Source organism: Aeromonas sp. 9A, from assembly GCF_963900955.1.
Taxonomy (GTDB): Bacteria; Pseudomonadota; Gammaproteobacteria; order Enterobacterales; family Aeromonadaceae; genus Aeromonas; species Aeromonas salmonicida.
This window is the reverse complement of sequence record NZ_CAWRFG010000001.1, coordinates 3554870-3569024: the sequence shown is the minus strand read 5'-3', so window position 1 is coordinate 3569024 and position 14155 is coordinate 3554870. Positions and strand designations below refer to the sequence as shown.

The window sequence follows — 14155 nt, the reverse complement described above, 5'->3', positions numbered from 1 at the left end:
CTAGCGAGCCATTATTTTACTGTCAAATATTATGTTGGCTGACAAATCTCATAATAAAAGTGTTGGGTTGAGTACTGTGTCAGGCTAATCTTTGGATATGGACTTATTAACCTTGACGATTGAGTTGACATCTTCATTGACGTATTTGCTCTATTTTTTAGGTCATTGTTTAATTGAACATGATAATAATTTCAAATATGGTAAATATAGTGAAATGCGAAATGTTAAGCCCATGTTGTCTTGCTTGGGTTGTTATTTTTCATTTTTGTTTTTCTTTATATTTATTGATAATGGAATTTATATGACAGAGCAGTTTGTACAGACAGTATCCAGCGTCAACTATAACAAGGGGATCTTCTCCCTCTATTTCGTCGGACAAGATCCGCTGAAGATGGCGCAAGGGGTCATGGCAGAAAGTGACAACGAGTTGGCGCTGAAACAGACGGTCCATATGCCTGCAGCTGGCTTTATGTATATGGTTTCAATGATAAAAAATATGCTTGAAGATCCGCGAATGGCCGCCGAGTTTGACAAGTTGATCGCCGCAGGCCTGATCCCTGCAGCCCCTTCTGACGAGCAGCAAGCCGCACCGGCTGCCACAGCACAGGCCGCGCCGCGCAAGAAAAAATAATGTTCCGGTTGGGGATCCAATGAGCTTGGTATTGCAATCAACGGAACCGAACTGGCAACAAAATCAACATATTCTGGGGGGAGTCATGCTGCTGAGTCAGCACTCCTCCCTGCACCGGCGTTATTCCGTCGCCGAGTGGCAGCAGCGAATATTGCCTGCCTTCGAATTGAACCAGTTCAGCTATTATGAAGACTCACACGGGCGCCCGGTTGCATTTTGCAACTGGGCGTTTGTCTCTTTATCCATTCGTGACACCTTGCTGGCCGCCGAGCGGGAGCTGATCCGTGAGGATTGGCAATCCGGCGACCATATTTTTATTCCGGAGATGATAGCGCCATACGGACATGCCCGCGCCGTGGTGAGCGATCTGCGTCGCCGGATATTTCTGCCATGGAAAGGGCAGCGGGTCTGTACCGTGCGCGGTCATGTTCATGCCGAACTTGGCCATTGTGTGCGCAGGGTGCAGTGGTTTTCCATTTAATCATAATGAGCTAATACATGGGAAAGAGTGTATGGAGAAGTATTGAGTACTTCTTTACCGGTAATTACACGGCAGATGATGGCAATAATGACATCAATGCCTTTGGCTTCGGCGGCGTCATCCGTGCCTATGGCGGTGACGACACCATCAAGGTCGGCTCCATTGGTGCCACCGTCTATACCGGCACTGGCAATGACAGCGTGTACGGCGGCGCCGCCTACCTCAAGGTGGTCGACGACTCCGGCAACCTGACCGTCAAGGGGGCGGCGGGCTACGCGGACATCAGCAAGTCCGAGTCAGGCAATATCCACTTTGCCGGCGCCAGCGGCGGCACCAATATCGATCACCTGGGGCGCGAGGGCGACATCCGCTATCAGGGGGCGGCTCTTGCCAACTTCCTGACCCGCAAGGGGATCAGTGGCAACGTCAGCTTCGAGGGGGCCGGGGGGTACAACAAGCTCTGGCACCAGACCGACAGGGGCGATCTGACCTTCAGCGGTGCCGGTGCGGCCAACAAGATAGATCGTACCTGGCACAGCCAGTATCAGGGGTCGCATGGCAACATCAGCTTCCATGGCGCCGGCGCGGCCAACATCATCAGCTCCCTGGTGGAATCCGGCAGCATATCCCTGAACGGGGCCGGCGCCTACAACAAGGTGTTTCGCAAGGGACGCGAGGGGGACGTCACCTTCAACGGCGCCGGCGGCTGGAACGAGATCTCCCGTCTGCGCCATAAGGATGATGCCTATCTGCAGACCCGTGGCGACATCCGTTTCAACGGCGCCGGGGGGTACAACCGCCTGTTGTCAGATGTGGCCGAAGGCAACATTCACTTCAAAGGGGCCGGGGGGTACAACCACCTCTCCCGCAAGGGGTCTGGCAGCGACAGCTCGCCCTTTGCTGGCGCCAGTGCCGACGAGATAGTGCTGACCACGGCCACCATGGGCGGTAGCTGGATTCAAAAGTCCCAGGCGGTCACGGCCATCAAGTCGACCCTGCAACCCAATACCTACCTGTTTGCCTTCTTCGATGGCATGTACACCAAGATAAACCGGGTCGAACTCTCCAACGAGGGCGAGCAGGGTCCCCTGCGTTACCTCTCCACCTCCTGGTACAAGGAAGGTGATCACCTCGCCAGCCTGGCCAGCCGCCAGATCAATGAACAGCAAGGGTTTACCTCGACCCGGACCGACGGCGCCTATCGCCTGACGGATCTGGTGTTTGAACGGCGTCAGCGCATCACACTGCAGGCGGTGGAAGCGGATCTGACCGAAAACAGCTGGATCAACTACGGCGGTGGTGTGAGTGTGGCCGCCGCCGATGTCACCCTCTCCACGGCCAACATGAGTGGTCATGCCATCTATGAAGATGGCACCAAGGTTGCTGTCAGCGCGGTGAAATCCCGGGTACAGGCCAACACCTATGTGTTTGCCAAGCAGCTTGGCCCCTACACCAAGATAGTGGTGGTGGAGCTGGCCAACGACAGGGAAACCGGTGCGCTCAAGTACCTGGCCAGGGCCTGGTACAAGGAGGGCGATCACATCGCCAGCCTGGCCGATCAGGTCATCTCGGAGCAGACGGGTTTCAGTGCCATGGGCACGGGGGGCTACTCACTGAGCGAGGTGCACTACCAGCTCGACACCGTGACAGCTGTGTCGGATCGGCTGCCTGCCACCCGGGAGTTTGACTTCCAGCCGTTGCTCCCCCGCCAGCAAGGCGGCGGCAAGAGCAAGGGCGACATCTTCTTCGACGGTGCCGGTGGCGGCAACGTCATCGAGTCCGACGTGACCGAGGGCAACATCCACTTCAACGGCGCCGGGGCCGCCAACGTGCTGATCAAGCGCGGTCAGCGCGGCGATCTGGTGTTCCGTGGCGCGGGTCTTGCCAACGTGCTGGTACATCAGGGCGCGCAGGGAAAGATGGATGTCTATGCCGTTGGCGCGGCCAACGTGCTGGTACGCAGCGGTGACGGGGAGTATCTGGCCCGCCTGCTGGCCTATGGCAACATCTCGGTGCAGCAGGGCCGTGGCGACAGCCAGGTCGTTATGCTGGGCGGTTACAACACTCACACCCAGATCGGCGATGGCAATGGTCTCTGGCTGGCTGGCGGTGGGGCAAACGTGTTGACCCAGGCCGGTGAGGGGCGGCTCGATGCCATGCTGGTCGGCGGTACCAACGTGCTGACCAAGCTGGGTGCCGGCGAGCTGACTGCCGGACTGCTGGGGGGCGCCAACGTGCTGACCCACATCAGCCAGGGGGACGAGGCTGCCGATACCCGCGCCGTGCTGCTGGGGGGCGCCAACGTGCTCACCAAGAAGGGCAACGGCAAGGTGCAGGCCATCCTGGGGGGCGGCGTGAATGTGCTGACCCAGATTGGCCGGGGTGATACCCAGGCGCTGCTGCTGGGGGCGGCCAACGTGCTGACCCGGGTCGGTGACGGCGATCTCTCTGCCGTGATGCTGGGGGCGGGCAACGTGCTGACCCATGTCGGCGATGGCGCCACCATGGGGATCATGGGTGCCGCCGGCAACCTGTTCACCAAGGTGGGGGACGGCACGGCCATTGCCGCCATGATAGGCGCGGGCAACCTGTTTACCCAGATAGGTCAGGGCGACGCCTGGGCCCTGATGGGCGGGGTGGCCAACGTCTTCACCAAGGTGGGGGATGGCAATGCCTTGGCGCTGATGGTGGCCAAGGCCAACGTCTTCACCCATGTCGGTGACGGCCTGACCGTCGCCCTGATGCTGGCCCAGGGCAACTTGGCGACCAAGGTGGGCAACGGCATGACGCTGGCTGCCATGGTGGGCAATGCCAACGTCTTCACCCATGTTGGCCTAGGCGAGACCTTCGCCGCCATGCTGGGGCAGGCGAACCTGATGACCAAGGTGGGCGATGGCCTGACCGCTGCGCTGATGATTGGCAAGGCCAACATCTACAGCCACATCGGCAACGGCACCAGCCTGGGGTTGTTCGCCGGCGAGCTGAACGTGATGACCAAGGTGGGCGATGGCACCACCCTGGCGGCCCTGTTTGGCAAGGCCAACATAGTGACCCATGTGGGCAGCGGTCTGACCGGGGTACTGGCGCTGGGCAAAGCCAACATCATCACCAAGGTCGGGGATGACTTCCTCGGCGCCATTGCCAAAGCCGATGCCAACGTGTTGACCCACGTGGGCAATGGCACCACGGCCGCCGTGCTGTGGGGCAAGGGCAATCTGCTGACCAAGATAGGTGACGGCACCACAGTGGGCCTGCTTATCTCCGAGGTGGGCAACGTCATGACCCATGTCGGTGGCGGCAGCACCATAGGCCTGGCCAAGGGCCGCGCCAACCTGATCACCAAGGTGGGCGACGGCCTAGTGGTGCAAGGGGCCTGGGGGGATGTCAACCTGCTGACCCAGGTCGGTGACGGTGACCGTTACAGCTTCGCCAAGGGCCGCGCCAACGTGCTGACCAAGGTCGGCGATGGCCGCGAGCTGGCGGTGCTGCAAGGGGAGGCCAACCTGGTCACCCAGGTCGGTGACGGTGACAGTTACACAGGTGCCTGGGGTCGCGCCAACATCATCACCAAGGTGGGGGATGGCCGTCAGGTCGTGTTGGCCAAGGGGGATGCGAACATAGTCACCCAAGTGGGGGATGGCGAGAGCTACCAGGCCCTGCTCGGCAAGGCCAACGTCGTCACCCGGGTGGGAGACGGCATCCAGGTCACCCTCGCCAAGGGGGAGATCAACCAGACCACCACAGTGGGGGATGGCCTGAGCGTTACCGCCGCCTACGGCAAGTTCAACAACAACATCAAGGTCGGCGATGGCACCTCCATCAACCTGGCCTGGGGTGATTACAACCTCAACACCAAGGTGGGGGATGGGCTCAACGTCGCCGTCATGAAGGGCAAGGGCAATGCCAATGTCCAGATCGGCGACGGGCTCGACGTCACGGCGGCCTATGCCCGCCACAACGTGGCCATCAAGATAGGCAACGGCGACTTCTACAGCCTTGCCATCGCCAGCAGCAACACCAGCAGCAACAAGCTCGGTACCCTGTTTGACAACATCAAGCAGACCCTGTTCGGTGCGGCAGGCAACCAGGCCATCAACTACCTGGTACAGGGCGATGAAGAGGGCCCGGTCAAGGCGCCACAAGCGGCCAGTCTGGGGGATGTTCAGGCCCTGAGCGGCTTTGGTCTGGACGAGATTGGCGAGGTGAAATCCTCGCTGGCGAGCGGCCTGACCGGTCAGGTGAGCCAGACCGGCGAACGGGATGAGCAAGCCATGGACAAGGCGTTGCAGCTCGATGAGCAAGGCCTGGCCAGAGGGGGCGAAAACCTCATCGTCAACGGCGATTTCGAACAGGGCGCCCACGGCTGGCAGCATGCCGGTGAGGGGATCGAAGCAGATCATTCCGCCAGCGCCTACGGGCTGGCCACCGAGGGGCACGGCGCTCGCGTCAGCGAACTCTCTACCGACAGAAATACCCAAATCTCCCAGGATCTTGCCGGCCTCAAGGCGGGTGAGACTGTCACTTTGAACTTCGATTTTGCCCGTCGGGCCAACATCTCGCTGCAGCACGGCATCGAGGTACTGTGGAACGGCGAGCGTGTCTTTGCCAGCGAGGGCGACGCCGACAGCTGGCAGACCAAACAGTTGACCCTGACTGCCAGAGAGGGCCGCAATAGTCTGGCGTTCCGGGGCACGGGGGAGAACAACGGCCTTGGCTACCTCATCGACAACGTGGTCGCCACTGCGGCTGGCAAGGCCGAGATAGGCCAGGTGAGTACCCAGCTGGCGGAAGACGGCAACGCCGCCCAGGCCCAAGCCGATCGGGCCAGTGCCGATGCCGACAAACAGCGGCTGGAGCAGGAGAAGGCGCAGCAGCTCGCCGCCATCTCGGGCACTCAGGCCCAGCTGGAAGCCACCGACGAGGGCAAGCTGGCCGAGAATGGTCAGGATCAGCGCGGCGTCATCGAGGCGGAAGCGCGCGACATGACGGCCCAGCTCGACACCCTGGCCCGCCAGTTTGAACAGCTCAAGCAGCCCGAAGCGGCCACCATCCCGTCCGGCCAGCACTGGCGCAATGGTTTTGCCGACCGCTTGTTGACCGATGCACAGGAAGATCTGGAAGAGGCCAGCGGCAGGGCAGGCGATGCGATCGCGGATGCAAAAAACCGCCGCGAGCAGCAGAACCAGCAGGTCGAGGCCGCCCTTGCCCAGTCCAAATCTGGCCAGCAGCGCAGCGAACAGTTGCAGGGCGAGGCCCTGGCGCAGGGGCAGAGCCGGACCGAGCAGGCCGAACAGCGTCGTCTCGATGCCCTGACCCGCGAGGCCGATGCCCGGCAGCGGCAGCAAGAGGGCGAGTCGAGCGCCAGCCAGGCCCAGGCCGCAGGCGAGCAGGCCAGCAGCCAGGCCAGCCAGCAGGCAACACAGGCCAGGCAGAATGCGGCAAGCCTGAAACAAAGCGGCGACAAGCCGAGCCATCAGGAAGCGAATAACGGCCAGAGCCCGATGGCGGCACCCCGGTTGCCGCAGGTCGGTGAGCTTGATGTGCCCAATGCCAGCGGTCTGTCGACCGACGCGTCGGCCAGCGCCCAGCCATCGGCCATTGATGCCGCCAATGGCTTGAGCGAACAGGAGCAGTCCGCCCTCGATGGCGCCCTGTCTGCGGTCAACCGCCTGCAGATCAATGCCGGCATGCGTCAACCTGTTGAGCGACCCGTTTCCCCGACCCCGACGGAGGTGAAGGGTGAAGAGCCAGCAGCAAGCGCTGCGGCCAAGCCGGTGCAACGACATGAGGTGTTTACCACCACGGCTGTTGATCTGACCGGTTTGAACGGCCCTCGCACTGGCAGCAAGTCCGTGCCCGACTTCAACAGTCACTTCGATACTGCCTCCATTGGCATCGAAAACGAGCTGACGGGGCTGGTGGTTGCCTTGCCAAAGAACTCGGCCCAGAAGTTCGGTTATGTGCACGATGCGGCCGGCAAGCCGCTGTTCATGTTGACCAAAGACATGAATCAGGGGGGGTATACCAATCCGGCCGAGATCACCGATGTCAAAGGGATCAGTCAGTGGCAGACCCACACCATAGAGCTGGTGACCTATCCGAGCGAGATACAGGACAGCCAGGCGGTTGAAGCGCGCAAAGAGGCCATGCTCTGGCTCGCCAGAGAGTTTACCCAGCACATCAGCCAGACCAATCACACCAAGCTGCCGGATCTGGTCAGCGAGGATGGTCGTTTCACGCTGGTCATCTCCAATGCCAACCACGTCATCGCCGCTGGCAATGGCGCCTCTCGTGACGGTCAGGGGCAGACCATCGGCATGACGCCGAGCGGTCAACAGGCGACCATGGCTGTGAGTGCGAAGGCGTTCGGTACCGGTTCGTCCCAGGAGATCCGTCTGCTGGAGTCGGCCCCCTGGTATCACGCCGAGTTGAAGGAGCTCTTCCTGTCAAACACGGCCAATGTGTCGTTGGAGGATGCGGCCACCGCGCAAAATGTCTTTGCCTATCTCACCTCCGTTTATGGCAAGACGGCCGACCTGGCACGGGAATATGGTCTCCATATCAATGACTGGGATCCTGTCTCGGAAGGGATCGCCCCCAATGCGCAGGGGCTGACAGATCCCAAGGTCAAGAATGCCTGGGAAATTCTGCCAAGAACCAAGCCCGTTGCCATGCTGGCATTGCTCAGCAGTCATGACAAAAAGGTCGTGTCGGATCAGATCCTGGCGACCCTGAAATCGGCCTACTCGCCGGGGTTGGCACAGAACATTTATGACTACTTCAAGGTCGGCGGCGAAGTCGCGGGTCACGGCATCAACAATGCCACTACGGGTGACAGCAAACATCCCGAACCGGCGATCCTGTTCGAGTTTCGTCAGGTACCCAACGAGCTGAGCCAGTTTGTGCCCAAGTCAGAATCAACCGCCAGGGTGGAGGTGAAAACCCTCGATCAGTTCGACCCGGTCAGCCGGCGCACCATAGTGGCGGCAGTCAACAACCTGGTCGAGCAGAGCGCAGATTTTGACGGCTGGTATCAGGCGTATCGGGAGAGCCAGGGGCTTCCCTCCGTCAAGAATGCCAAGAAGGTCGCATCGGCCAACCACAAGGCCGAATGGGTGATGGCCAACCATGCCGAGGCGTGGAGCCAGCTCACTGCTGAGCATCTCCAGGATGACGCTGCAGGTCTGCAAGCCCTGGGTGACAAGAAATCGGGAGGCGATGCTTCTCGCGTGTTGGATATCGATGCGGCACCGGTAGACAGGCAGCCGCTCAACCCTCTGACCCGTTTCCTCAACGACAACCTGTATGGCACCCGTGATGAGCGCCGCCAGGTGGGCGACATCACCCGGCAGTTGCTCGACCATGCGGTGAGCAAAGGGGAGGCTGCACAAGTGACCCTGCAAGGGGACGCCGGCCGCCTGTCCGGGTTCCTGCACAAGGGGACCGAACGGCAAGGGACGCAGGAGGATGGCAAGCCCGAGGTGGTGCTGTTCCTGCATGGCTCAGGCTCTTCTGCCGAGGAGCAGGCCGATGCCGTTCGCAGTCATTACCAGAAGCAGGGCATCGACATGTTGGCGGTCAACCTGCGTGGCTACGGTGCCAGCGATGGCGGCCCAAGCGAACAGGGGGTCTATCAGGATGCCCGCACCATGTTCCGCTATCTGGTGGAAGAGCGCGGTGTGGCGCCCGGCAAGATCCTGATCCACGGCTACTCCATGGGCGGCCCCATCGCCGCCGATCTGGCCCGTTATGCCGCCGAGCAGGGCAAGCCGGTGGGCGCCCTCTTGCTCGATCGCCCCATGCCCAGCATGAGCAAGGCGATCACTGCCCATGAGCTGCCCAATCCGGGCGGTCTGGTCGGGGCGATCGCCAAGGCGGTCAACGGCCGTTTCTCGGTAGAGAAAAACCTCGACGGCCTGCCCAAGAGCACGCCCATCATGCTGCTGACCGACAACGAAGGGCTCGGCAGCGAGGGTGAAAAGCTGCGGGCCAAGCTGGCCGTGGCCGGGTATCAGGTCAGCGGTGAACAGACCTTCTATGGCCATCTGGCCAGCAACCGCTTGATGGGCCAATATGCCGAGCAGATAGTCGGCGATCTGTTCAACCGCAAGAGTGGCATCGATTTTTCAACCATCTCTCGCCCGGATGAGCTGAAAAAAGCCGCCCAGGTATTTGCCAAGCCCATTGGCGAGTCTTATCAGGGGATCCTGGATCAGCTCACCGTGCTGCACAGTGTGACCGGGCAGGCGCAGGTGGAGGCCGCATTGCGGCTGAACAAGCTGATCGACGACTACCAGACCAGGCACGAAGGCTCCGGCAGAAACCCGGCGCTGACCCAGTTGCAGAGCCAGCTCAACGGCGGGCTCTATCGCGGTGAGCTGGCGTCGCTGCAAGCCGATGTCGCGACACTGGCCAAGCGTCGCCCCGATCTGGCAGCCCTCGTCATCGGCAAGGCTGCCGAAGAGGCGAATGGCAAGCACCCGGGTCTCACCCAGATGTTGCTGCGCTGGGTGGCACAAGATCCCTATCTGGCGGTCAAGGGGGGATACCAGGGGCAGGCGCCTGCGGATCTACCGTTTGATGCCAGCTTCCATGTCGCGCTTGGCGAGCAGTATGGCGAGCTGAAGACGTGGCTGGCAGATGCCCAGTCGAAGGGGCTGCTGAGCAAGGCCGTGCTGGACGAGACCGGCAAGGTGCTGCACCTGGGCTACTCCTATCAGGAGTTGCAGGACATGACAGGTGATCAGTCTGCCCAGATGACTGTCTACTTCATCAAGGAGGCAGCCAAGCAGGCGGCGCCCGGCTCCGAGCTCTCTGCCGAGATGATCATGCTGGACAAGTTTGCCGACCGCCGCTATCTCGGCGAGCTGGAGTCCCTCCGCATCGAGCAGGTTGAGAACATCTATCACAGCAGCAAGCAGACAGACGTGGCGGCCTGGGATGCCCGCTATGCCGGCAATGCCCTGCGGGATCTGAACGATCAGGTGGCGCAGGAGAGCACGCTGGCAGGACAGCTGTCACGCCTGCTGGAGAACCGCAACGGCCTGCTGATCGGTGAAACCCATGGCAGCGACGTGAATGGTCTGCGTTTCGTCAACGAGCAGATGGATGCCCTCAAGGCGCAGGGGGTGACCGTCATCGGTCTGGAGCACCTGCGCGGCGAGCTGGCGCAGCCGCTGATAGACCGCTATCTGGCGGGGGGAGACATGTCCCCCGAGCTGGCAACCATGCTGAAAACCAAGCATCTGGATCCCTCCCTGTTCGAGCGAGCGCGTGAGAAAGGGCTGCGGATTGTGGCGCTGGACGACGGCAGCACGGCAAGACCCGCGATTGCTGGGACTGAGCACGGCCTCATGTATCGCGCCGGGGCGGCCAACAACGTCGCCGTCGACGTGCTGGGCAAGTTGCCGGCTGGCGAGAAGTTCGTCGCCATCTACGGCAGCGCGCACCTGGCCTCCCACAAGGGGATCGAAGGCTTTGTGCCGGGCATTACCCACCGTCTGGGGCTGCCCGCCCTGAAGGTGGATGCGGACAACCGCTTCCGCCTGCAGGAGGATGACGCCAGCCAGCGGGTCGAGTACGGCGATGTCGCCAGGAAATGGACGCCGGTGGCGGGCCTGGACGGTGCGGATCAGCCGGTACGCAACCAGCAGGTTACCCAGTGGCAGCAGCCTGAGGTGACACCGGGCCGCCAGGGGGGCGAGACCCGCTTCGATGGCCAGATCATCATCCAGACCGAAGATGATCCGGTTGCCGCCAAAGCGGCGGCCAGTCTGGCGGGCAAGCACCCCGATCGCAGCCTGGTGGTGCAGCTGGATGCGGATGGCAACTATCGGGTGGTGTATGGCGATCCTGCTCAGCTGGCTGGCAATATTCGCTGGCAGGTGGTGGGTCACGGTCGTGACGGTGACGAGCAGAACAACAGCCGACTCAGTGGCTACAGTGCCGATGAGCTGGCCGGGCGTCTGCGCCGGTTCGGCGAGCGCCTGCAAGAGGCGGGTGTGGCGAGCAAGCCGAGCTACGTCAGCCTGGTGGGTTGCTCCCTGGTGAGCGACGACCAGCAGACAGGGTTTGCGAGCCGCTTCATCAAGGCATTGAAAAACGAGGGGATCAACGCCCAGGTATCGGCCCGCAGCAGCGAGGTGGCGGTCGATCTGGCTGGTCGCAAGCACACCCGTGGTGAAGATGATGTCTGGGCCCGCAAGGTGGCCGGCAACAAGGTGGTGCTGACCCTCAACGAAGCCGGCGAGCCTGTGGCGCACACCGAGTTGGTGCGCGGCGGCGTGGCCGAAGGGGATATCGATCTGGCCAACGTGGGCCGGGGTGACGGCGAGAGTCGCGCCCATGGCGCCATCGCCGACAATGACGAGACCTTCGTCGCCCCCGAAAAACAGCGCCAGTCTGAGTCTGCCGCTGGAAAGGCCGACAATGCCGTCAGCTACTCCGGCAACATTCAGGTCAACGTGGGGGATGGCGAGTTCACCGCCATCAACTGGGGTACCAGCAACCTGGGTGTCAAAGTGGGTACGGGGGGCATGAAGTCGCTGGCCTTCGGCGACAACAACGTCATGGTGCACATCGGGGATGGCGACAGCAAACACAGCCTCGACATCGCCGGTTACCGGGCGTTGGAGGGGGCCCAGCTGTTCGTGGGCCAACGCAACGTCAGCTTCAACCAGGGGCGCAGCAACGATCTCATCGTGATGCTGGAGAAATCCATCCCCACGCCGCCCATGGTCAACCCCTTTGGTGGGGCGGCCCGTATCGCCGGTGCCCTGCAGCAGATAGCCGGTGACGGCTCTCAGCCGAACTGGGTTGCCAGCCAGTGGGAGCAGTGGACCCTGGCCGGGGCCGACAAGTTCGTGGCGGACATGGCCGGGCTGGATCAGACCAGCAGCGTCAAGTACGGCTCGCTCACGATTCTGGACAGCGACCATGAGCGCAGCAGTCGCGGCCTCAAGAGCGATCTGGAAGCAACCCTCAACAAGGCGTTCAACCAGCACGTCTTGGGCGGCGGCCAGGGTGAAAAGGGGCCTCTGAGCCGGGCGGACAAGCTGCGCCAGGCCAACGAGAAGCTGGCGTTCAACTTCGCGGTTGCCGGGCAGGGGGCTGACATCCAGGTCACCACTGGCAACTGGAACTTTGTGTTTGGTGACAACATCCAGGCGATGCTGGACACCAACCTGGGCTCCCTGTTCGGGATCCTGACCCAGGAGTTCACCTCGACCGGGCAGGCCAAGACCACCTTTACCTTCACTCCGACCGATTTGCCGCGCCAGCTGCAAAACCGGCTGCTGGGACGACTGGCCGGGGTCGGTGCCGACACCACGCTGGCAGATATCTTCGGCGTGGATTACAACGCCCGGGGCCAGCTGGTGGCGCGCGATGGCGCGGCCATCGATGCACCTGCGCTGTTGCAGGAGATGCTGGGGGTCATCGCCGAATTTGGTGGCGATCAGCTCAAGAGCCTGACCGATCCTGCCAAGTGGCTCGACAGCCTCAAAGCCGGGCTGGATCTGGGCACAGATGCCCTCGGCGATTTTGCCCGCACCCACGGCTTGCAGGAGGCGGCCCCCGAAGAGGCCAAACCCGGTGAGGTGTCGGTGCAGCAGGGGGAAGGCCCAGCCAAGGCCGCTGCCCAGCCGGCCACCGCACAGGAGAAGGCGTTCGGTTTCAATGCCCTGAGCCTGCCCAACCTGTTTGCGGCCCTGTTCAACGGCGACAAGCAGGCGGAGCTCAAGACGCTGGCCAGCAACCTCAAGCAGAACCTGACGGCCGATCTGCTCAACATGAAGGAGCAGACCTTCGACTTCCTGCGCAACAGTGGTCACCTGCAGGGGGATGGCGACATGCACGTCTCCCTTGGCAACTACAACTTCAACTGGGGGGGAGACGGCAAGGATCTGGGGGCTTACCTCGGCGACAACAACAACTTCTGGGGTGGTCGCGGGGACGATGTCTTCTATGCCACCGGTACCTCCAACATCTTCACCGGCGGTGCCGGTCAGGACACTGGCATCATGATGGGACGGGAGAACATGATGTTTGGCGGGCAGGGTGACGATGTCGCCGTGCTGGCCGGCCGTGTCAACCGCGCCTTCATGGGCGAGGGCAACGATCAGGCCTTCATCTTCGGTGAAGAGGGGATAGTGGAAGGGGGCGCTGGCCAGGATTATCTGGTCACCTCCGGCAACTACAACCAGATCGATGCCGGCGCGGATCAGGACTTTGCGGTGACCATAGGCCATCACAACCAGATCCGGCTGGGTGAGGGGGATGACGTTGCCATTGTGTTCGGCAACCACAACCGCCTGCTGGCGGAGCATGGCAACAATCAGGTCAAGCTGATGGGTTATCACGCCAGCATCCGGGGTGGTGACGGCCGGGATCGGCTGATCGCCGACCGGGTCGCCAAGTTCAGCCAGCTTGATGGCGGGGACGGCGATGATCTGCTGGTGCTGGGGGGTTATCAGAACCGCTTCAGTGGCGGCACCGGCGTCGACAGCTTCGTGTTCAGTGGCGAGGTGATAGAGAACCTGGTGCAGGACATCGGCAAGGAGGACTTCATCGTCTTCAACGACGTCAGCTGGCGGGATCTCTGGTTCAAGCGCAGCGGCTACGACTTGCAACTGCTGGTTAACCGTCACACCGACGGGGCGAGCGAGCAGGGCAAGTTCGAGCAGCTGGGCAGCGCCACCTTCAGCAACTACTTTGCCGACAACCGGGCCCAACTGGTCATAGGTCTTGGCGAGCAGCAGGCAGAGGGCGAACGCGCCTACACTGCGCTCTCTCACCATGCGGTCGACAGCCTGATCCAGGCCATGAGCAGCTTCGCCCCCGAAGCGGGCGACATGGGACTGATCAATCGCCTCGACAGTCAGGCCAACAGCCTAGTGCAGTCTGCCTGGGGGGATGTGATACAGGGTCGGGCGCACGTTGCCTGATCGACCTGAAACCAACCCAATGACATGCAAAACCTGCTCTTCGGAGCAGGTTTTTTTTAATGAGAAAACGCTGTGGTCATCTTGCTTGCTGCCTCTGCT

Annotated in this window: 3 protein-coding genes; all 3 read left to right on the top strand. The window is 61.7% G+C overall.

Features of this window, described 5'->3' with window-relative positions; translation table 11 throughout:
• The first annotated feature begins 97 nt into the window (after window positions 1-97).
• The gene (gene rtxH, locus AACX78_RS16485) at window positions 98-631 is read left to right on the top strand and encodes a protein RtxH (protein WP_236556348.1); all 534 of its coding nucleotides are present in this window, start codon (window positions 98-100) and stop codon (window positions 629-631) included.
• 85 nt (window positions 632-716) lie between these two features.
• A complete protein-coding gene (locus AACX78_RS16480; protein ID WP_269768382.1) occupies window positions 717-1112 on the top strand; it encodes a protein-lysine palmitoyltransferase in 396 nt (131 codons plus the stop codon).
• Between the two features lie 17 nt (window positions 1113-1129).
• On the top strand, window positions 1130-14056 hold the full coding sequence (rtxA, locus tag AACX78_RS16475; protein WP_159166838.1) for an MARTX multifunctional-autoprocessing repeats-in-toxin holotoxin RtxA: 12927 nt from the start codon (window positions 1130-1132) through the stop codon (window positions 14054-14056).
• Window positions 14057-14155: the final 99 nt, after the last annotated feature.